15 protein-coding genes and 3 pseudogenes are annotated in these 20,404 nt (G+C 58.3%); 11 read left to right on the top strand and 7 right to left on the bottom strand.

What is annotated here, in order from left to right:
- Window positions 1–79: 79 nt before the first annotated feature.
- From JCM25354_RS06925 to msrB, 3 genes and pseudogenes are all read right to left on the bottom strand, one after another.
- On the bottom strand, window positions 80–307 hold the full coding sequence (locus JCM25354_RS06925) for a hypothetical protein (RefSeq protein ID WP_025885467.1): 228 nt from the start codon (window positions 305–307) through the stop codon (window positions 80–82).
- A 3-nt stretch (window positions 308–310) separates the two neighbouring features.
- Window positions 311–951: pseudogene (upp, locus tag JCM25354_RS17285) on the bottom strand (uracil phosphoribosyltransferase).
- A gap of 32 nt (window positions 952–983) precedes the next feature.
- Window positions 984–1,370, bottom strand: a complete 387-nt coding sequence (gene msrB, locus JCM25354_RS06915; protein ID WP_025885466.1) for a peptide-methionine (R)-S-oxide reductase MsrB — start codon at window positions 1,368–1,370, stop codon at window positions 984–986.
- A 236-nt stretch (window positions 1,371–1,606) separates the two neighbouring features.
- Between msrB and gpmI the strand changes: the two genes are divergently transcribed.
- The 6 genes and pseudogenes from gpmI (at window position 1,607) to JCM25354_RS06880 (ending at window position 6,635) form a co-directional block, all read left to right on the top strand.
- Entirely contained in the window at window positions 1,607–3,145 is a 1,539-nt protein-coding gene (gene gpmI / locus JCM25354_RS06905; protein ID WP_025885465.1) for a 2,3-bisphosphoglycerate-independent phosphoglycerate mutase, read from the top strand.
- A gap of 6 nt (window positions 3,146–3,151) precedes the next feature.
- Window positions 3,152–3,649, top strand: coding sequence for a hypothetical protein (locus tag JCM25354_RS06900; RefSeq protein WP_025885464.1), 498 nt, complete (start codon window positions 3,152–3,154; stop codon window positions 3,647–3,649).
- Window positions 3,637–4,041 carry a hypothetical protein gene (locus tag JCM25354_RS06895; protein ID WP_025885463.1) on the top strand — a complete coding sequence of 135 codons (405 nt, stop codon included), beginning with the start codon at window positions 3,637–3,639 and terminating at the stop codon, window positions 4,039–4,041. The genes JCM25354_RS06900 and JCM25354_RS06895 overlap by 13 nt, the downstream gene beginning before the upstream one ends.
- Window positions 4,042–4,103: 62 nt before the next feature.
- Window positions 4,104–4,424 (top strand): murein hydrolase activator EnvC family protein, encoded by a 321-nt coding sequence (locus JCM25354_RS06890; RefSeq protein ID WP_025885462.1) that lies wholly within the window; start codon window positions 4,104–4,106, stop codon window positions 4,422–4,424.
- Between the two features lie 193 nt (window positions 4,425–4,617).
- Window positions 4,618–6,096, top strand: a pseudogene (locus tag JCM25354_RS17280) (S41 family peptidase).
- A gap of 53 nt (window positions 6,097–6,149) precedes the next feature.
- A complete protein-coding gene (locus tag JCM25354_RS06880; protein ID WP_025885461.1) occupies window positions 6,150–6,635 on the top strand; it encodes an RNA pyrophosphohydrolase in 486 nt (161 codons plus the stop codon).
- Here the strand turns inward: JCM25354_RS06880 and JCM25354_RS17275 are convergent.
- From JCM25354_RS17275 to JCM25354_RS17270, 3 genes and pseudogenes are all read right to left on the bottom strand, one after another.
- Window positions 6,630–8,380: pseudogene (locus tag JCM25354_RS17275) on the bottom strand (ABC transporter ATP-binding protein). The gene JCM25354_RS06880 and the pseudogene JCM25354_RS17275 overlap by 6 nt on opposite strands.
- 80 nt (window positions 8,381–8,460) lie before the next feature.
- Window positions 8,461–9,711, bottom strand: coding sequence for a CCA tRNA nucleotidyltransferase (locus tag JCM25354_RS06870; protein ID WP_035446952.1), 1,251 nt, complete (start codon window positions 9,709–9,711; stop codon window positions 8,461–8,463).
- 37 nt (window positions 9,712–9,748) lie between these two features.
- Window positions 9,749–10,273: a DUF1285 domain-containing protein gene (locus JCM25354_RS17270; protein WP_243443943.1), complete on the bottom strand. Its 525-nt coding sequence runs from the start codon at window positions 10,271–10,273 to the stop codon at window positions 9,749–9,751.
- Between the two features lie 196 nt (window positions 10,274–10,469).
- On the opposite strand from JCM25354_RS17270, the gene JCM25354_RS06860 reads away from it, so the two are divergent.
- The 5 genes from JCM25354_RS06860 to JCM25354_RS06840 all read left to right on the top strand — a co-directional run bounded on the left by JCM25354_RS06860 (window position 10,470) and on the right by JCM25354_RS06840 (window position 17,894).
- Window positions 10,470–11,483: an AAA family ATPase gene (locus JCM25354_RS06860; RefSeq protein WP_025885458.1), complete on the top strand. Its 1,014-nt coding sequence runs from the start codon at window positions 10,470–10,472 to the stop codon at window positions 11,481–11,483.
- A 2-nt stretch (window positions 11,484–11,485) separates the two neighbouring features.
- Window positions 11,486–12,412: a DUF58 domain-containing protein gene (locus tag JCM25354_RS06855; RefSeq protein WP_025885457.1), complete on the top strand. Its 927-nt coding sequence runs from the start codon at window positions 11,486–11,488 to the stop codon at window positions 12,410–12,412.
- Window positions 12,409–15,159, top strand: coding sequence for a DUF4159 domain-containing protein (locus JCM25354_RS06850; RefSeq protein ID WP_025885456.1), 2,751 nt, complete (start codon window positions 12,409–12,411; stop codon window positions 15,157–15,159). Before JCM25354_RS06855 ends, JCM25354_RS06850 begins: the two co-directional genes overlap by 4 nt.
- Complete coding sequence (locus JCM25354_RS06845; RefSeq protein ID WP_025885455.1) at window positions 15,156–17,216, top strand: hypothetical protein; 2,061 nt, start codon at window positions 15,156–15,158, stop codon at window positions 17,214–17,216. The genes JCM25354_RS06850 and JCM25354_RS06845 overlap by 4 nt, the downstream gene beginning before the upstream one ends.
- 87 nt (window positions 17,217–17,303) lie before the next feature.
- On the top strand, window positions 17,304–17,894 hold the full coding sequence (locus JCM25354_RS06840) for an ankyrin repeat domain-containing protein (protein WP_243443946.1): 591 nt from the start codon (window positions 17,304–17,306) through the stop codon (window positions 17,892–17,894).
- 61 nt (window positions 17,895–17,955) lie between these two features.
- Here JCM25354_RS06840 and JCM25354_RS06835 read toward each other — a convergent pair whose 3' ends face one another.
- Window positions 17,956–20,136, bottom strand: a complete 2,181-nt coding sequence (locus tag JCM25354_RS06835) for a beta-glucosidase (protein WP_025885453.1) — start codon at window positions 20,134–20,136, stop codon at window positions 17,956–17,958.
- Window positions 20,137–20,404: the final 268 nt, after the last annotated feature.

Genomic DNA, 20,404 nt, shown 5'->3' with positions numbered 1-20,404 from the left:
CCTTCTGACCTCCAGTTCAGGAACGGAGAAAAAAGGCGCGCTTTCCCTTTGCCGGCAGATGAGGGGTAACCCGCAGAGTTCAGAAATCTGCGGGAGCCGCGCCCGAGGCCTCGGCAATCGCGGCTGCTTCTTCCTCAAGATAGGCAATCAGATCGCCACCTGTTGCCGCATTCAGATCACGTTCGGAAATACCGGCTCTGGCTGCTTCGGCAAGACATGACTGCGCAGCCTGTCTGGGTGAGCCCCAGCTCAGATGATGGTTTTCTACCCAGCTGTCGAGCCATTCATCGATATCTTCACCGGTCATTGATCAGCGTGTCCCAAACAGGCGATCGCCTGCATCACCCAGACCCGGGCGGATATAGCCTTTCTCGTCCAGTCCACGATCAACGGCACAGGTGACCACCCTCACATCAGGGTGACGCTCGGCCAGGCAGGCTACGCCTTCGGGAGCGGCAAGTAGGCAGACAAAGATGATCTTGCGTACACCACTGGCTTGATGCGATCGATTGCGGCAGCAGCACTGTGGCCGGTTGCCAGCATAGGGTCGACCACAATGCAGTCACGCTCGGCCACATCCTCCGGAAGCTTCATGTAATATTCAATCGCTTCAAGCGTATCGTGGTCACGATAAAGGCCTACATGACCGACGCGCGCGGCCGGAATCAGGTCGAGCATGCCATCAAGAATGCCGTTTCCTGCACGCAGGATCGATACGAAACACAGCTTCTTGCCAGAGAGCTGGCGCCCCTCCATACGCTCGAGCGGCGTTTCGATCTCGACCGGCTCCGTGCTGAGGTCGCGCGTTGCCTCATAACACATGAGTAGACTCAGCTCACGCGTGAGACGCCGGAAGCCTGCTGTCGAGGTCTTGGCCTGACGCAGACGGGTCAGCTTGTGCTGAACGAGCGGATGGTCGAGCACGACCAGAGAGGGAGGAAGGGCTGTCATAGCGCGATCCTTAACGATAAATCGTTGCGCTGTCAGCTTGGTTCGAAACGAAGCGCCACACCATTCATGCAGAAACGCAATCCGGTTGGTTTCGGCCCGTCCGGAAAGACATGACCCAGATGTCCCTTGCATTGGGCGCAGTGTACCTCGATGCGAGTCATGCCATGGGTCTTGTCGACCGCAGTCTCGGTCATGCCCTCGCGCGGCTGAAAAAAGGAGGGCCAGCCACTGCCACTCTCATATTTCGCAGACGAGTCGAACAGGGGCGAGTTACAGCCGGCACAATAATAGACGCCCTCACGTTTTTCATCATTGAGGGGGCTTGAGCCTGGGCGCTCCGTAGCATGTTCACGCAACACGCGATGCTGTTCTGGCGTCAGAGGCAGGCCACAGCTTGGCATCTGAATGTCGTCGCTCATGAAATGATCCTTTTTCGGGTTGGGTGACGGGAGCGTTGTTTCAGCTATGCCCGATATGGCGATTCAATCTGTTTTTTCCAGCGCGTCAGACGGCTTGCGGTTCAGTTCCAGCCGTTTGACAAGGCAAGAAGCACTCGTCAGAGACATCATCAGGAAAGTCATTCTGCTTTGTGGCAGAGTGTTCGCATACGCTGCAAAATGCGTCATGATAGCTGCGACATTGCAGGAGATCTTTCATGTCCGCATCGCATTCCGGCACACCCCGCCCAGTCATGCTCGTCATTCTCGACGGGTTCGGTGACAGCGCAACGCACGAAGACAACGCCGTTGCCCTCGCCAACACGCCGAATTTCGATCGTCTTTGGGCCAGTTCGCCCCACGCCTATCTCAGGGCCTGCGGTGAAGATGTGGGTCTGCCAGAAGGACAGATGGGCAACTCGGAAGTCGGCCATCTCAATATCGGGGCCGGGCGCGTGGTCATGCAGGATCTGCCCCGCATTACCCGCGCCGCGCGCGACGGATCCCTGGCGCAGAATCCGGCGCTCTGCGCCCTTATCGACAGGCTGAAAACCACAGGTGGCACCTGTCATCTCATGGGGCTCGTCTCGTCGGGAGGTGTTCATGCCCACATGGACCACATCGCCGCCCTGGCCAAGATCGTCGCAGCCGCCGGCGTTCCGGTCGCATTGCATGTCTTCTCGGACGGACGCGATACGGCACCGGATTCAGGCGATGGCTATATACGCGCCCTTGCTGCTGAACTGCCAAAAGGCGCAACCATCGCGACTGTCAGCGGACGTTACTACGCCATGGATCGCGATAATCGCTGGGAACGCGTCAGCCTCGCCTATGACGTGATCGTTTCAGCCAAGGGTGAACATGCAGCCAACGCGCTGTCTGTTCTGCCTGCCAGTCAGGACAAGGGCGTGACGGACGAGTTTGTCATTCCAACCGTCATCGGCGATTACACCGGAATGAAGGATGGCGACGGCATTCTTTCTGCCAATTTCCGCGCCGATCGTATCCGTGAGTTGCTTGATGCAATGCTCTTCCCGGATTTCCAGGGATTTGCACGATCGAAAACCGTCACATTTGCCGCCGTCTGCGGCATGACGGCCTATAGTTCGGCGCTGGCACCTTTCATGAGCGTGATGTTCCCCAAGCAGTCGATGGAAAATCTGCTGGGTGATGTCGTGTCACAGGCGGGACGGGCCCAGCTGCGCATGGCCGAAACCGAAAAATATCCGCACGTTACCTATTTTCTCAATGGTGGGCGCGAAGCGGTTCTGACCGGCGAAGAACGTATTCTTGTGCCCTCTCCCAAGGTGGCGACCTATGATCTGCAACCTGAAATGTCTGCTCCTGAACTGACCGACTATGCAGTCAAGGCGATCGAAAGCGGCAAATTCGATCTCATCGTGCTGAACTACGCCAATCCTGACATGGTGGGCCATACAGGCGTTCTTTCTGCTGCCATTAAGGCTTGCGAAGCTGTCGATACCGGCCTCGGACGTATCGTCGCCGCCATCGACAAAATGGGTGGCGCGCTGGTCGTCACCGCCGATCATGGCAATTGCGAAACAATGCGCGATCCGGTGACAGGCGGCGTACATACGGCTCACACACTCAATCGCGTGCCTGTGCTGCTGCATGGGGGACGCAATGTCACCGCGATCCATGATGGACGCCTGGCTGATCTGGCCCCGACTCTCCTTGCCCTGATGAAGCTGGAACAACCGGCTGACATGACCGGCAAAAGCCTGATCACCGGCTGACCACGCATGCCGGTCATCAAACCGGTAATGACCGGCAGCCTTATCCTCGGAATCTGCCTTATGGGGGAAATCCCGGTTCCTGCCGCGGCCTCCCCCTCCCGCCATCCGGTATCGAGCGCCAGCCAGAAGGCGCTCGAAAAGACCAAGCGTGATCGCGAGGCCCTGCTTTCACGCAAGGCCGGCCAAGCGGCACAGATAGAAACCCAGCGCAAGGCCCAGGTGAAAGCCGCCCAGGAAGCGGCACTTCAGGCAGACCGCGCACGGCATTTCTCCGCTCTCACAGATCAGGCAGCAGAAGAGCTCGCCGCAACAGAAAAACAGATTGATGCCCTAACCCAGGAAATTGCCCGGCTTACCGACCTGCAGAGCAGACAGCGCGCAGCACTTGCAAGGAGACGCGCCAGTCTTCAGGCGATTCTTCCGTTGCCCTGCGTCTGGCGCACTATCCCAGCACGTCCTTCATCGCTCTGTCAGGACAGGCAGAAAAATCGGTGCAGGGCCTGAGTCTGATTGCTGGTCTTACGCGCCTGACAACCCGGCAGGCCGAGGATTTACACGGTCAGCAGATCCTGCTGGATCAGACGGCACACGAGCTCAGCGAACGCAATGACGCCCTCGAAAAGGCACGGAAGATGCAGGCACGGCTGCGCGACATCAATGCACGCAAAAAGGACGATGCGACCCGACATCAGGAAGAAGCCGAAGCCCGACTGAAGCAGGCCCGTGCCGAAATCGCCTCCGCCACAGTGAAAGCAGCCACGCTCGATGACGCCCTGTCCGCACTGGACAAGACGCAGGCCCGTTTGCGCGCACGTATGGAAGAAGAGGCAAGAGCCTTGCGCGTCAGAACCAGAAAGAGAAAGCTGAGGCTGTCAGCAATCAGGCAAAACGTCTGAGCAGCTCATCCGGGAAGGGAATCAGCCATGGTGGCGGACACGGGCCTGTTTCCGGCACCATTGTGACCACCTGGCATCAGGATACCGAGAGCGGCCCTGCGACCGGCGTGACCTTCGAAGCGCGGGGAGCCGGACCGGTCAGCGCGCCCTGCGCCGGTCAGGTCGATTTTGCCGGCCCTTTCCGCTCGTTCGGCAATATGATCATTCTCGATTGCGGAAGGCATTACCGTTTTGTCCTTTCCGGTATCGGCCAGCTCGCCGTATCGAGCGGACAAAGCGTGGGAAAGAGTGCCTCCCTGGGAAACATGGGAGCCTCCGGAGGAAGACTTTTTGTACAGCTGCGCTCAGGCAGTGCGATTATCGATCCGCGCCCCTATCTTTAAGGTCGACACGTACCGGTAATGCCTGACGAATTGCAGGATCCCACTTGGCGATTCCGCGTTGTTTCGACAGAGTGCTTCAACACGGCTATAGTTTTCCCGTATCAGATCGGTTCAGGCTCCGGGCTTCCGGATCCTGCCGTCAAACAAGACGCTAACAGGATCGGCTCAGGGCCGGATTCAAGGGATGAATTGCATGAAGCTCCGCACTGGTCTGCTGCTCGGAACGGCATTCCTGGCCGGAATCACCGCCGGTCCAAGACTGGAAGCATGATGGCACCAAGCCTTGCAGATGATCAGCAGCAAGGCCTTCGCAAAAGAAGTTACGGCTGATCCCGATAACCATAGCGAGACCCTGCGCCTGCTGACCCTGTTCGGCACGGTGCTCGATCTGGTACGTGCCGAATATGTGGAGCCGGTCAGCGACAAGGACCTGATCAACAACGCACTCGACGGCATGGTTGGTGGTCTCGATCCGCACAGCTCCTATATGAACGAAAAGCAGTTCAAGGAGATGCAGATCCAGATCAGCGGCAAATTCGGCGGTCTGGGCGTTCAGGTCCAGCAGCAGAATGGCCATATCCGTGTGGTCTCGCCCATTGATGGGACCCCTGCCTCGCGTGCCGGCCTCAAACCGGGTGATTACATCACCGAAGTCGATGGCAAGTCCCTTGAAGGCATGACCCTTGATCAGGCTGTGACCAGGATGCGCGGTGATCCGGGTACCAAGATCACACTGACGATCATCCGTGCGAAAGAGCCCAAGCCGCTCAAGATCACCATGACGCGTGAAGTCATCCACGTTCAGGTTGTGCGATCAGCGCTCTATGGCAATATTGGCTATATCCGCATTTCCGAGTTCGATGACGACACCGAAACCGCGATGCATGAAGCCTTTGACAAGCTCAAGGCCAAATCAGGCGGAAAGCTTCAGGGTCTTGTACTTGACCTGCGTCTGAATCCGGGCGGCAAACTCGACCAGGCCATTTCGGTCAGTGATGATTTCATCCCCGAAGGCGAGATCGTTTCGATCCGTGGCCGTCACGCCGAGAATAACCGTCGTTGGGATGCCAAGGGGACTGACATTACGGGCAAGCTGCCCATCGTGGTCCTGATCGATGGCGGTTCGGCTTCGGCCTCAGAGATTGTGGCTGGTGCGTTGCAGGATCATCGCCGTGCCGTATTGCTGGGTGAAAAATCCTTTGGCAAAGGCTCGGTACAGTCACTCATCCCGGTACCGGGTCATGGTGCAGTGCGCCTGACAACGGCACGCTATTACACGCCGTCGGGACGTTCGATCCAGGCACTCGGTATTGCTCCCGATATTCTGGTCAAGGAGAGCAAAGACGATGATGGCTATGGCTATCGTGAAGCCGATCTTGCCCATATCATCACCAATACCGGCGGCAACAAGAACAAGGCGCCGGTACGCACCGATCTGCCCTCGATTTCAACCAGCATCCCCAATGCGCCGCCGGAAAACTGGCCGCGTTTCGAACTCTCCAAACCGGCAACGGATTTCCAGCTTCAGCAGGGACTTCGTGTTGTACGGGCCATGGCCTCGCTCCCTGACGAAGCTTTGCCACTCGGTCAGCCGGCCTCCGACAAGCCTGCGGATAAAAAAGACCAGAAACCGGTACCGGCCACACCTCCGGCATCTGCTCCGAAGCACTGATCCTGTTCCTTTCCGGCCCCTCAGTGGGGTCGGTTTCTTCTGAGCCTGACACGATGATTGATCCTGAAACCCTTCCCTATCGTCCCAATGTCGGAATCATGCTTTTCAATCGCGCGGGTGCGCTCTTTCTCGCCCGACGCACTGATCTGCACAATGTGTGGCAATGCCCACAAGGCGGCATAGACGATAACGAAACACCGGAAGAAGCAGCTGTCAGGGAGCTGCGTGAAGAAACCGGTTTGCGCCAGGCGACCCTGCTTGGCAGTTTTCCCGGCTGGCTGTCCTATGATCTGCCTCCCCACCTGATCGGCAAGGCCTTGCATGGCCAGTACCGTGGCCAAACGCAGCGCTGGTTCGCCATGCGGATGACGGAAGCAGACAGCGCGATCAATCTGATGGGAGACGGTTCCGAGCCAGCAGAATTCGATCAGTGGGAATGGGTGGCACCACAGGATGTGACACGTTTCAATCTGGGCTTCAAACGCCCGCTCTACGAAAAGCTTCTACCCGTTCTCACAGCTCTGGCACCTGCCCTATAAAGGCGCATTTTCCAGATCCTCGTTAGGCACATCCACAAGATCAAGAGACTGGTTGCGTACAAGGCGGGCATAAAGGCCGCCCTGGGCGTAAAGCTCGGCATGGGTGCCGAGTTCGACCGCTCTGCCCTCACTCATGACAATAATCAGATCGGCACTTTTAACCGTTGAGAGACGATGCGCCACGATGACAGTAGTGCGGTCTCGCCTCAGCTCGGCAAGCGTATGCTGCACTTTCGCCTCGCTCTCTGAATCGAGCGCGCTCGTCGCCTCATCAAGAAGCAAAAGACGTGGATCACGAAGCAGGGCCCGAGCCAGCGCCACACGCTGACGCTGTCCTCCGGAGAGGCGCTGCCCTCCCGGTCCTACCCGTGTATCGAGCCCCTGTGGCAGGGTATCGGCAAAATCAACGGCGGCGGCGAGCGCTGCAGCCTCGACTTCTGCCCGGCTCGCATTCGGACGACCGATACGGATATTTTCCAGCACCGACATGTCAAAAAGAGTCGTATCCTGGCTGACATAGGCAATGGCATCACGCAGATCTGCAAGCCGCAGATCACGCAGATCGACGCCATCAAGCAGAATAGCCCCCTCACTGATATCATGGAGACGCGGAATAAGAGACAGAGCCGTTGATTTACCTGCACCGGAAGGCCCGACAAGAGCCACAGTCCAGCCCGGGCGTACATCAAAGCTCAGCCCGTTCAACCCGATACGCCCATCAGGATAGGCAAAATGCGCGTCCTCGAAAACAAGACGACCATGACCAGGCGGAAGCGCCCGGGCAGCAGGACGTTCAGCGACTGCAGGTGGCTCATCAATCACGGAAAAGACGCGCTCAAGGCCGCCAAGCCCTTCCTGAAGAGCCGCATTGAGCGAACCGAGCGAGCGCAGAGGACGCGACGCCGCGAAGAGAGCCGCAATAAACGCTGTGAAATCACCAAGCGTGGCGCCCCCCATGGCCGCACGCCATCCGGCAAAGCAAGAACAGCAGCAATTGCCGTGCCTCCCAGCACCTCAAGGACGGGATCGACACGGGCGCGACCACGTGAAATCCGCCAGAACGCGTTATGCAGGAGATCAAGTGAACGATCGATACGCGTCGTTTCGCTGCCTTCCATGCGATAGACGCGCACCTGACGCGCCAGAGCGAAGCTCTCATTGAGCAGTGTTGCCGTCTCGCCGATCTGCTCCTGCATACCGCCAGACGCACGACGCACGCGCTTTCCGAGTTTCTGGATCGGCACTGCAGCAACCGGATAAAGCACCAGTGCGATCAGACTGAGCTCCCAGTCAGTGTAGATCATCGAGGCCACAAGCCCGATAACCGTTACCACATCGCCCAGTGCGTTGACCGCACGGATCATAGCCTCACGGATCGAGACTGCGTCAGTCGTAAAGCGCGCAGCCCACTGCGCAGGGGCCTCCCGCTCAATACGTGCAATATCAGCAGCAAGCGCATGCGAGAACATGCGTGACTGAAGGCCGCGGATGACGACCAGAACAAGCCCCTGTACAGAAAGCGTCTGGCCGTATTGCGAGGCAGCTTTGAGGCCGGTCACCAGAACCACAAGAGCCGGAACCTGATACAGAATACGCGGATCATGGACCGCAAACATATCTACAGCCCGCTTGATAACCAGCGGATAGAGCGCCGTCAGTCCCGCAGTAAGAACGGTCAGTACCACGACACCGGCCAGCCGACCGACATGTTGGCGCACTTCCTCACGCCAGATACGCCATAGCATCTGGCGCCCCTGAGCTCCCTGAGGTCGATGCGGCGCAAAGGGAGCTGGTTTGCCTGCTGCGGTATTTTCATTCCTGCCGTTTACCCCCCAAGACCCCGAGGGGAAAGAGGCAGAGATCTTTTGAGTTCGCTCAGACAGGCTTCACGATCAGGCAGACAGCCATTGGCGCGCCACCAGCGCGTTACTTCATTCATCAAGACACCAACCGCCTTGCCGGCGGGAACGCCAAGCGCCACGACATCACGCCCTGCCAGCGGAAACACAGGCACTTCCATTGTCGCCAGACGCGTTCTGAGACCATTCCAGTCTCTCCCGTCATCTGCCTTCGACTCAGCCTGAACAACCCAGCTCCAATCGTTCAGGCTTTCCCGGGAATGAAAGGAAAGAAGCTGACGCAAGGCATCTTGCGATAAATCGGGTGAAATCCTGAGCCGATCCGATGCATTATCGCTGTCCCCGTCACAGGAAATCAGGCCGTTCCTCGCATGCATACGCTCAAGCCGCTCACTTTTTCTGGCTGACAGACGCAGCTTCCTGCCCAGACCGGATGTGTCGCTCAACACTCCAAGGCGCAATACAGGGTCTTCGGGCAGATCATTTTCAAGGGCACGAGAAAGTCTGTCGAGGCGGTACGACGGGATGACACAGGCAAGAATACCGGCGCCTTCCATATGCAGGAGTGTACGCATGAGATTCGGCCCGACGAGGATACGCAGCATTTCGCTCGCCAGTCTCTCCGCGGAAAGTCCCTCAACCAGAGCCGCTCTCGTGCGAATGGCAGCAATCGCGGTTTCATCCGGCGTTTCACTGCCGAAACGCGCATCAAAACGGAAAAAGCGCAGGATACGCAGTGCATCCTCTTCGATACGTTGTCCCGCATCACCTACAAAGCGCAGGCGATGTGCGGCCAGATCCTGCTGTCCATCAAAGAAATCATGAATTGTACCATTCCGGTCGCAGAACAGGGCATTGATCGTGAAATCACGCCTTGCCGCATCTTCGCGCCAATCGGTGGTCCAGGCCACTTCGGCATGACGCCCGTCAGTGCTGACATCACGACGCAGAGTCGTGATCTCGTAAGGCACATGATCAATGAGAGCGGTAATCGTGCCATGAGTGAGGCCTGTGGGAATGGTTTTGATTCCCGCCGCCTGCAATTGCGCCTGAACCTCCTCGGGGGGCTCAGGCGTTGCAAGATCGAGGTCATGCACATCCTGCCCGCCGAGCAGCAGATCGCGAACAGAACCACCGACCAGACGGGCCTGTGGCAGAATCGACCAGAGACGGTCCAGCCCGGAGCGATCAGGCAGTCGATCTAGAATGGTCACCATCACATCCAGAGACGAAAAAACGAAAATCACCCGGTTTTCAGAGAGCGGGCATGGGGGCGAGTGGAAAGAAGCAATCCTGGCTCCAGACCCCCATACAGGGCCGACACCCGACATGACCCGGTACCGCGAGAGCAACAAGCTCGTAATAAACCGGACGTGACAGCCGGGCGAGAATAGGTTTGTCACCATCACCGCGGCGGACCTGCACATAGGGAACAGCCGCACAGTCATCGGCAGGCGGACGTTGCCAGTCGACGATCAGGGGATGGGCAGGCCCGACACAGAGCAGTTCATCCATATTGGTACGGAGACACAGATTCTGCTGTCGACCGCAGACCCCACGAAAATCAAGCTCACGTATGATGAAAGGCACGTCCTCAACCTGAATCAGGCCGGTTTCAGTAGGCGTACGCAGCCAGTAATCCCCGTTCGTATCACGCGTCAGCATGGCGCCGAAAAGACAGAGCATTTCCTTCCTGCGTATGGGCGACCCCCGGTACAGCCACGTACCATCGCGCCTGATCAGAAAAGGCAGCACACGAGGGGCCTCCGTCTCGATCACGTCATCAGTTTCCTCACTCCTGTCGGGACAGAAATCAAATTTAGGGGTCGCCTGCATTTCCGCGTAGCATGACGTCTGTTTTGCCACTCCGTCTTTCAACGCTCTCTCCGCTTGCGGTCCAAGAATTTCGTCTTCAGCTGCAAGTTGGGTCGTCTTATGGCTTGATGAAACCCCCGGAACTGTCAGATTGATAAATATGAGCCAGAACGATCCTTCTTCCTTCTCCGCCGATAGCCCTGCCGATCTCGCCATGGCTGAACGCCTGACAGCGCAGCTCGGTGCTGTCAGAAGCGCCATCGGACAGATCGTGCTCGGTCAGCGCGACGTGATTGATCGCCTGCTGGTCACGATCCTCTCAGGTGGTCACGCGCTTTTGATCGGTGCGCCCGGTCTTGGCAAGACGCTGCTTGTCAGCACCGCTGCCCATGTACTGGGGCTTGATACACGCCGCGTACAGTTCACCCCCGATCTGATGCCCTCGGACATCACCGGGAGCGACATTCTCGACGAGGACGAAAACGGTCGCCGCTTCTTCCGTTTCGTGAAGGGGCCGATCTTCACCCAGCTTCTTCTGGCTGACGAGATCAACCGCGCCAGCCCGCGTACGCAATCGGCACTGCTTCAGGCCATGCAGGAATATGAAGTGGCCCAGGCAGGCACCAATCATAAGCTGCCACGCCCCTTTCATGTTCTGGCCACACAGAATCCGATCGAGCAGGAAGGTACCTATCCCCTGCCTGAAGCTCAGCTCGACCGCTTCATGCTGCGTATCGCCCTGACCTTTCCCGAACGTGATGCCGAGCGCGACATGCTGCTTCAGACCACGGGCGCCCAGACTGCCGAAGCACCCGTCCTGCTCTCGAATCAAAAGCTGATTACGGCCCAGGCGCTCATCCGTCGACTTCCTGTGGGAGAAAAGGTGCTTGAAGCCATCCTCACCCTTGTACGCGGCCTTCGCCCCGAAACCGCCTATCAGCCCGATCTTGCTTCATCCCTGCTCTACGGCCCTGGCCCCCGCGCAGCTCAGGCGCTCATGCTGAGCTGCCGTGCCCAGGCACTTCTGGATGGAAGGCTGACACCGAGTCTTGATGATGTGGTCGAGCTTGCCGAACCCGTACTGGCTCATCGTATGGCACTGAGTTTTTCTGCACGGGCCTCGGGTCTCAAGGTGGAAGAACTGATTGCCAGGGGCGTCGAGGTGCTTCTCTGACCGTGAGTGGTTTCTTCGGGAAATGGCGCCGCCAGAAAGGGACAGCCGCGCCATCCTCTGTACAGCCCTCCGGATTCACCCCGGAGGCGGAAGCCTTGCTCCCGCCTCTGGTTATAGAAGCCGAACGCATAGGCAGACAGATACGTGCTGGTGTACATCATCAGCATCGCGCCGGCTCGGGTGAGGATTTCTGGCAATATCGCCCGGCCCATGAGCATGAACCCGCTCATCGGATCGACTGGCGACAGTCTGCACGCAGCGACCAGCTCTGGGTGCGCGAGCGCGAGGCTGAAGGCGCGCAACAGCTTACCCTGTGGTGCGACCCCTCGCTCTCGATGGACTGGCAATCGCGCGCCGACCTGCCACGCAAGAAAACACGGGCACAGCTTGCCACACTGGCACTGGCTGCAGCTGCACTGCATGGTGGCGAACGCGTTGCTCTTCTGAACGGTCCTGAACAGGGACGATCAGTGAGCGGTCCTCATGCCCTGTCGCGCCTTGCCCAGAATCTCGTTCTCGGCCCTTCTCCCCCGCTGCCCGCTCTCGATACGTTGCGTCCTTATGGCCAGCTCGTTCTTGTAAGCGACTTTCTGGTTGCTCCCGAAGCTCTTGAGAAACTGCTGCGTGACGTTGCGGCACGGCCAGCACGCACGGAGCTGTTCTGCGTGCTTGATCCGGCAGAACGCAGCCTGCCTTTTGCGGGACGTATCGCTTTCGACAGCCTGGAGGCGGAAGGTCGCCTGACCCTGTCAGCTGTAGAAACACTGTCCGATTCCTATGAGCAGGAAATGCAGGCACATCTCGACCAAATCGCATCCATGGCTGAGGCTCATCGCGCGAGCTTCACGCTCAATCATACCGACCAACCCGTACTGCCTGCCCTTCTTGCGCTTTATGCGCGCCTCACCGGAGGGCGTCTGCACGCATGATCTTTCTCAGTCCCCTTGCCCTGCTCGGTCTGATCGCTCTTCCCGTCATCTACTGGCTGGTCAAGGCAACTCCACCACCTCCCAGAGAACAGCTCTATCCTTCTCTCCAGATCCTGCAGCGCCTGAGACCCGGGCGGGCTGATACGGCGCGTTCGCCATTCTGGCTTCTGGTGCTGCGTCTGCTGGCTGTCACCTTGCTGGTATTCGGCCTGTCCCAGCCCTTCTGGCTCGGACGTGATCCTGCCCTGAAATCCTCGCAGGATCTGGTACTGGTTCTCGATAATGGCTGGGCTGCCGTACCCTACTGGCAGGAGCGTCTGCGTGCCGCACGCGGTCTTGCGGAAAGACGGTTCCGTTCAGGCCATGAAGTCACACTTCTTCTGGGCGCGCCCAATGCGGATGGCAGTATGGCGGCACCCTTCACTACCCGTGATCGCGCCCGTTTCGAAGAACGTCTTCTGGCACTCACCCCGCATTCCTGGCCTTCGGACAGAGCCCGGAGTGCAGAACAGATCAAAGCTCTCGGACGTGTGACCCCGCAGCGTGGCCTCCATGACATCGTGATGCTTTCCGATGGCGTGGCGACAGAGTCTGATACGGTATTCGCGACCTCCCTGCGCGCATCCGGTAGCTGGATCGGCGATATGCGCTGGCCGGGCTGCGACACCATGCTGCTCACAGCCCATCAGGGCGATGCCGGAGTGCTGAGCGCCTCGGTCAGTGCCCTGCCCTGTCCTGCGCATCCCCTGAATGTCAGGGTACGTGACGAGAATGGTGGTACGCTCGGTATCTTCCCTCTCGTCAGCAAAGCATCCGGATCGACGGATCTGCCTTTGCCCCCTCTGCTGCGCAATCGTGCCAGAAGACTTGTACTGGAGCGTGAGAACACATCTCTGCCAGGGCCTTCGGCCATATTCCTGCTTGACTCAGATGATCGCCGCCATCCGGTCGGTCTGCTGACTCCCGGTACCCAGGACACACCTCTGACAGGTCAGGGTTTCTTTCTGGCCCAGGCCATTCAGGGTGTTGGCGAGCTTCATCGCGGGACAGCGCAGGATCTTCTGAAACAGAAACTGTCTGTCCTGGTTGCAACCGATGGAACACTTGCCGATGACGATACGCGCAGACGCGTTGCAGACTGGGTACGCCATGGCGGGGTACTGATACGCTTTGCCGGTCCGGTTCTCGCTGCCGACCGGAATGCGTCCACCCCCGATCAGAGCAAGACGCTTTTGCCCGTGCCCCTGATGAGTGGCATGCGTCAGCTTGGCGGCCCGATGTCATGGGGCAAACCGCAGACACTCTCTGCTTTTGCCGAGCATTCTCCTTTCGACGGGCTGAGCCTGACGAAAGAAGTGACTGTCACCCGTCAGGTACTGGCTCAGCCTACACCCGATCTGGCTGCCCATGTCTGGGCAAGACTGAGTGACGGCACACCGCTGGTGACGGCCAGTCCCTTTGGTCAGGGTGAACTTGTGCTGTTTCATGTAACGGCAAGTGCCGACTGGTCCAGCCTGCCGCTTTCCGGGTTGTTCCCCGACATGCTTGATCGTCTGGTGCAACGTTCTGCCGGCCAGAAAGACCAGAGCGAACTCCGTAACCTCGTCCCTTTCACCATGCTTGATACACGCGGAATGCTTGTTGCCCCTCCCGAAGCGGCCCGTCCTCTGTCTGTTGCAGCATTCGCTACCACCAGAGCTGATGTGCAGCACCCGCCCGGCTTCTACGGCCCCCGTCTTTCCCGTCGCGCCTTCAATCTGGGTGATCATCTGCCAGCGCTTCAGCCAGAACCTCTCCTGGGATCTGCGCTGACACCGGCCCACGTCTCCCCTGATCGCGCCCTGGCGCCCTATCTGCTGGGTACGGCGCTGCTCCTGCTCCTGGCTGATTTCCTTGTAGCACTCTGGCTGCGCGGCATGCTGGGGCGCATTGTCGCACTGACCCTGATCATCGCTCCACCGGTCTTCCTGTCCTTTCCCGTTGCCCATGCACAGGAGGATGAAAGCTCCCAGAAGATACAGGCAACGACGCATGGTCCGGTCCCCGGTGCCGCCCTGGAAACCCGTCTTGGCTATGTGCTGACAGGTCATGACGACATAGATGAAGCCTCACGTGAAGGGCTTCAGGGTCTGTCCAATTATGCCTCTGACCGCTCTTCTGCGGTGATGGGCCACCCCGATGGCGTGACTCCGGGCAAGGACGATCTGGCCTATTATCCCCTGCTATACTGGCCGATCACCGATGACGTGCAGGAAGATCCGAAACGTTCTGCCGCACTCAACAGCTTCATGGCTCATGGCGGCATTCTTATGCTTGATACACAGGGCGTAGGCTCCGAGCTCTCGACCCAGGACGAAAGCCAGACACGCTCGGCGCTCAGGCGCGCCACGGCCGGTCTTGTCGTGCCACCACTCAGCAAGCTCGACGATCACCACGTGCTGGCTCACAGTTTTTACCTGATGCATGACTTCCCGGGTCGCGTGCAGGGTTTGCCCGTCTGGGTGGCCCGCAGTGGCGATGACACCAACGACGATGTCAGCCCCATCATCATCGGAGCAGGAGACTGGGCACATGCCTGGGCCATGGATGCGCAAGGCAATACACCCTATGCCGTCATTCCCGGTGGCGATGAGCAGCGTACCCAAGCCTATCGCTTCGGCGTGAATCTGCTGCTCTACGCCCTGACCGGCAATTACAAGGCCGACCAGATGCGCGTTCCCGAACTTCTGAAGAGGATGGAACAATGATCCATCTCACCTTCATGCCCCTCATACCCGTCTGGCTGATCGGTCTGGCCGGGGGAAGTGTCTTTCTAGTCGGACTCTACGCATTACTGCGCCGCGTACCGGGCAGCCTGGCACGTATGCTGGCACTGCTTCTGCTCATCTTCTGGCTGGCCGGACCGCGCTTGAGCCGCCCCTTCTATGAACCTGCCCCGCAGGATGTGTTGCTGGTGGTCGATCACTCGCCCTCCATGGCTCTGCGCAATCGCCTTGACAGCGCGGAAAAAGCCGCCGCTCTTCTGCAACAGGAAGCGCACGCCATACCTGGTCTTACCCTGCATACCGTGACGGTTCAGGGAGGCCATGGTCATGGCACCCGTCTTTTCGATGCGATCGACCAGGCCGACCTGCCCCCCGGTCGGTTCAGCGGCGCCATTCTCCTGACCGATGGCATGGTTCATGATGCTCCCGCTACGCTGCCTGCGCTTTTCAGACGTGATGGTATTACCCTGCCCCTGCATGTTCTGCTGACAGGAGCAGGTGAAGAAAAGGATCGCAGATTACGCGTTCTTCAGGCCCCGCCCTATGCACTTGTCGGCAAGGACGCGTCCCTGCGTGTAGCCGTTGATGATCTCGGCGCAACAGGCCATCAGCCAGTCACTCTGACACTGCGCCAGGGTGACGAGCCGCCCCGGCAAATTCCCGCCATTTCAGGAGAGCCGATCGAGATCACCGTTCCTGTCCGTCATCCCAGCGAAACGCTAGTCACCCTCTCGGCAGCCCCTCTTTCCGGCGAAGTGAGCACACGCAACAACAACGCGATTGTCCGGATCAACGGTGTGCGCGACAGACTTAAGGTCTTGCTTGTTTCGGGCACACCCAACCAGGGCGAACGGGTGTGGCGTCGCCTGCTCAAGGCCGATCCTTCTGTCGATCTCGTCCATTTCACTATCCTGCGTCCACCTGACAAGGATGACGGTACACCCCTTTCGGATCTCGCCCTGATCCCGTTTCCGATCAAGGAACTGTTTCAGGACCGGATCAAGCAGTTCGACCTGATCATACTCGACGGTTTCCACAATGCTGGCATCCTGCCACAGGATTACCTGACTAATATCGCCGATTACGTACGCGAGGGCGGTGGATTACTGCTGACAGCGGGACCTGAATTCACTCAGGACGGCACGCTGCAGGATACGCCTCTGGCCGATATCCTGCCGGCCCACGTCCCCGCGACGGGGGTGATCAATGAGCGTTTCGTGCCACAACTCACCGAATCAGGAAAACGCCATCCCGTTACTGCCGGACTGCCTCAACCCTGGGGGCCGTGGTATCGTGGGCTGGCATCAGAGAGACTGCGTGGTACCTCCCTCCTGACCGGACCTGAAAACCAGCCCCTTCTGGTACTTGATACAGTACGCAAGGGGCGCGTGGCGCTGCTCCTGTCTGATCAGCTCTGGCTCTGGTCGCGTGGTGAAGGCGGTGGCGGCCCCCAGGCCGAATTGCTCAAACGCCTGTCGCACTGGCTGATGAAAGAGCCCGATCTGGAAGAAAACCAGCTACGTGCCTCTATCAGCGACAATAATCTTCATATCCAGCGTCGCAGCAGCGCAGCAAGTTTGACGAATCCTGCCCAGATTACATCGCCGGACGGCAAAACCACCGCCGTTTCTCTCAAACCTGCCGGAGATGGTGTCTTCACAGCCGGTTTCGCGACCAATGGTCAGACCGGTCTCTGGATCATTCGACAGGACGGGCTGACCACAATGACAGCTCAGACAACGGAGGATCCAGTCGAGGAATCCGACCTGCGGGCAACGGCCACCATTCTCGACAGCCTAGTCAAACAGAGTCATGGCACGACACGCTGGCTCGGCTCCGGAACCATCGTACCCGGAATTCGGCAGGTTGCTTCCGGTACGCTCTACGGCTCAGACTGGATCGGTTTTCCACGTCAGCTCGTATCCGTTGCTTCATCGAGTCGATTGACCGAGCTCTGCCCCTCCTGGATCGCCCTTTGCGGCACGCTGGTCCTTCTCTTCATCGGCTGGTGGCGCGAAGGTCGGCTTCGCCGCCGATAGGGAGTCGCCAGCCTCTCAACGATCGCTTATAGTCTGTCCATGCGCCACTCGAGACGTCACATGAATGTCCCACGACTCTTTCCCCTGATGCTGACAGCGGCTCTGGCTGCGTCGCCTGTATTCTTTATTCCCTGGCATGCAGCGCATGCACAGTCTGCCGACGATGCGGAAGCGGAACAGGAAGCCGAAGAAGCACAGAAGAAGGCTGAAGCCCGCCGCGCTGCCAAGGCAGCGGCACCGCCTTCCGCTCTTCCAGGCGCGGATTCCCAGGAACAGGATGCGGGCCACGCCAATGTGGATCTGAACCCGACTGAAGCCCTCTTCGACGCCATCAATCGTGGTTCACTGAATGCCGCGAAAGAGGCGCTGAACCGCGGCGCCGATATGAATGCCAAGAATGTTCTGTTCCAGACTCCTCTCGACATGGCCATCGACCTGAACCGCAAAGACATCATGTTTCTGCTGCTCTCGATGCGTAACTACGGCGATAGCAGCTTTGCCGCCGAGACGACCCACTCGGCAATCGAGACCGACTCCAAAGGAAATGGTCATCTGACGATCAAGGGCAAAGGACGGAAAAATGCGTCGGCCATGGCTGTTGCTGCCAAAGGCCGACAGGAAGCTTCAGGCGGTCAACCCCAGCCTGCAATCGGCTTTCTCGGTTTTGGCGGGCGCTGACCCCAATCCTCTTTCGAAAGACCGGATTGCCTCATCACAGAAAAGGCAATCCGTTGCCATTTCAGTCAACAGGCGTGCTGTGGTGCAGGGGTAACGTCCAGTGTGGCAGGTCCATGCTGAGACCTGTTATCGGGGTCAGTGCATCACTCCGCGCTTCGAGACGGTAGCGCCCGGCGTGACGTACCCAGTTATCGCCAACAACTTGCGCCAGCAATCTGGGCTCGAGTCCGACTGATACGCCAGCCGTCTCTCCAGGCGCGAGCCTGATTTTCGAAAAGCCGACGAGACGCGGCTGAAATGATGAATCTCCTTCCCTGAAAGCATAGATCTGAACAACCTCGGCCCCTGAAACGGCCCCGGTATTGGTTACGTCGACAAAGACAGAACCATGATCTGACGCAAGACTCAGAGAACCATAGCTGAACTGCGTATAGCTGAGACCAAAACCGAAAGGATAAGCAACCTTTCTGTCAACCCGGCTAAACCAGCGATAGCCGACATCAGCACCTTCAACAGTATAATCACGGTGAATAACCGGCTGTGTTACCGGCTGCCCCGGATTGGAAACCACGGTTTTCGGGTCGATCTGATCGGGTCTGGGCAGGTCATCTTCGCTCAGGGGCGTGGTATAGGGCTGACGTCCGGAAGGATTTACCTTTCCGAACACTATCGCCGCAATCGCCTCTCCCCCTCCCGATCCCGGATAGAAGGCATTCAGGATGGCAGGGACCTTTTCGCGCCACGGCATGAGCACTGGTCCGCCCGTTTCGAGAACCACAATTACTTTTGGATTTGCGGATGCCAACCTGACAATCAGTGCCTCCTGATCATCCGGCAGGGAAAGTCCCTGCACATCCTGTCCCTCACTTCGCCAGAGTTCGGCAAAAACAATTACAATCTCGGCCTCTCGGGCCCTGGCTGCAACAGCGTCATGATCCTTGCCATCATCATAGATCACTGTAGCTTCTGGAACGATCTGCTTTATTGCCCGAACAGGAGATGACGGCTGGTAAACCTTTTCGAGGGAAACCCCCGCAAATTCTGCGCCATCGAGCTTCAGGCTTCCTGTCGGCGTAACAGATGAAGACCCGCCCCCCGACAAAACGCCTGTATCGGCATGTGCGCCAACAACCAGAATATGTCGTAGCGTCGCAGGGAGTGGAAGAATAGCCTGCTCATTGCGCAGCAGAACAATACCGCCTTCAGCAGCACGCTGCGCAATTTTCCTGTGCGCTTCATAATCGATTTTTCCACCCGGTTTTGCCGGATAATCGATTGCACCGACGGTAAACAGGCTGCGCAGCTGCCGTGTGATTGACTCATCCAGACGCTCGGACGGTACAGCGCCGCTTTCGATCGCCTTTTCCAGTGGAGCACCGAAAAAAGGTTCGGGGTCGATATTCGCACCCGACTGCACATCAAGCCCTGACATGATCGCTTTAACGGTCGAATGGGTCGCTCCCCAGTCAGACATGGCCCAGCCGCGATAGCCCCACTCGTTCCTGAGCACCTGCGTCAGCAGAAAGGCATTTTCCGAAGCCCATGTGCCGTTGACAAGATTATAGCCGGGCATCACCGCTCCGGGCTTTCCGATTTCGATTGCCATCTCGAAGGCAAGCAGATCGCTCTCACGCAGCGCAGACTCGCCAATATCAGAGCTGATCATCACACGGCCTGTTTCTTCCGGGTTGATCGCATAATGCTTGATTGTCGAAACGACGTGCTCGGACTGGATACCGACGATCGAATTGCCTGCAATATGCCCCGTCAACAAGGGATCTTCCGATACATATTCGAAGATACGCCCGCCACGCGGGTCACGAAGCAGATTGGCGCCGCCTCCCAGCACCACGTTAAATCCCTTGGCATGACCTTCACGGCCAACCATCTGTCCTGTTTCTCTTGCCAGCTCAGGGTCGAAGGAAGCACCAAGCATGAGTGACGATGGCAACGCTGTCGCCGTATCACCCGGCCTGACATCTCCCAGATTACCAATCCCGAGACTTGCATCACTCTGCTGCTGTGCCGGAAGCCCGAGCTCAGCCATGGCAGGAAAATAGCCTGCTGACCCAATAGCCCCTTCAGGTTTCTCTTTGCCATTGATCGGTATCGCCATCGGGCCGGACATCCAGGCCATTTTCTGCGCGTGACTCATCGCCTTTGTCGCCGCACGCGCTCTTTCATCAGGATTTCGCCTTGGGTCCGTCCATTCCTGCATATTGTCTGGGCTAATTTCATCCATGATCGCCTCATGCTCCTCAGATCCGAACAGAGGCTCGCCGTAACGCCAATCCGACCAGCGGCAACAACCGGAAAACAAATCCCGGCCCTGTCATTGAGTCCAGGGATTTGAAACCCTGAGAGCTGTCTGGACCGTGTCGGTCACTCTGCACACAAAGCGACAAGCGAACCTCATGCATGAACGCGTGAGCTCGCCATTTTTTCCGGAATATTTTCTCAGATTATGTCCGGAAATAGTTTGCAAACAAATACCCATCCTGAAGTGATGG

It is taken from the genome of Asaia prunellae JCM 25354, from assembly GCF_000613885.1.
In the GTDB taxonomy this organism is placed as follows: domain Bacteria; phylum Pseudomonadota; class Alphaproteobacteria; order Acetobacterales; family Acetobacteraceae; genus Asaia; species Asaia prunellae.
The sequence above is the reverse complement of the archived record's forward strand: the minus strand, read 5'-3'. Positions and strand labels throughout refer to the sequence as shown.

Excerpts from the sequence above, each read along its gene's own strand:
- JCM25354_RS06925 (WP_025885467.1), bottom strand. The coding sequence starts at position 307 with ATGACCGGTGAAGATATCGATGAATGGCTCGACAGCTGGGTAGAAAAC.
- msrB (WP_025885466.1), bottom strand. The coding sequence starts at position 1,370 with ATGAGCGACGACATTCAGATGCCAAGCTGTGGCCTGCCTCTGACGCCA.
- gpmI (WP_025885465.1), top strand. The coding sequence starts at position 1,607 with ATGTCCGCATCGCATTCCGGCACACCCCGCCCAGTCATGCTCGTCATT.
- JCM25354_RS06900 (WP_025885464.1), top strand. The coding sequence starts at position 3,152 with ATGCCGGTCATCAAACCGGTAATGACCGGCAGCCTTATCCTCGGAATC.
- JCM25354_RS06880 (WP_025885461.1), top strand. The coding sequence starts at position 6,150 with ATGATTGATCCTGAAACCCTTCCCTATCGTCCCAATGTCGGAATCATG.
- JCM25354_RS06870 (WP_035446952.1), bottom strand. The coding sequence starts at position 9,711 with ATGGTGACCATTCTAGATCGACTGCCTGATCGCTCCGGGCTGGACCGT.
- JCM25354_RS06860 (WP_025885458.1), top strand. The coding sequence starts at position 10,470 with ATGAGCCAGAACGATCCTTCTTCCTTCTCCGCCGATAGCCCTGCCGAT.
- JCM25354_RS06850 (WP_025885456.1), top strand. The coding sequence starts at position 12,409 with ATGATCTTTCTCAGTCCCCTTGCCCTGCTCGGTCTGATCGCTCTTCCC.
- JCM25354_RS06845 (WP_025885455.1), top strand. The coding sequence starts at position 15,156 with ATGATCCATCTCACCTTCATGCCCCTCATACCCGTCTGGCTGATCGGT.
- JCM25354_RS06840 (WP_243443946.1), top strand. The coding sequence starts at position 17,304 with ATGCTGACAGCGGCTCTGGCTGCGTCGCCTGTATTCTTTATTCCCTGG.
- JCM25354_RS06835 (WP_025885453.1), bottom strand. The coding sequence starts at position 20,136 with ATGGATGAAATTAGCCCAGACAATATGCAGGAATGGACGGACCCAAGG.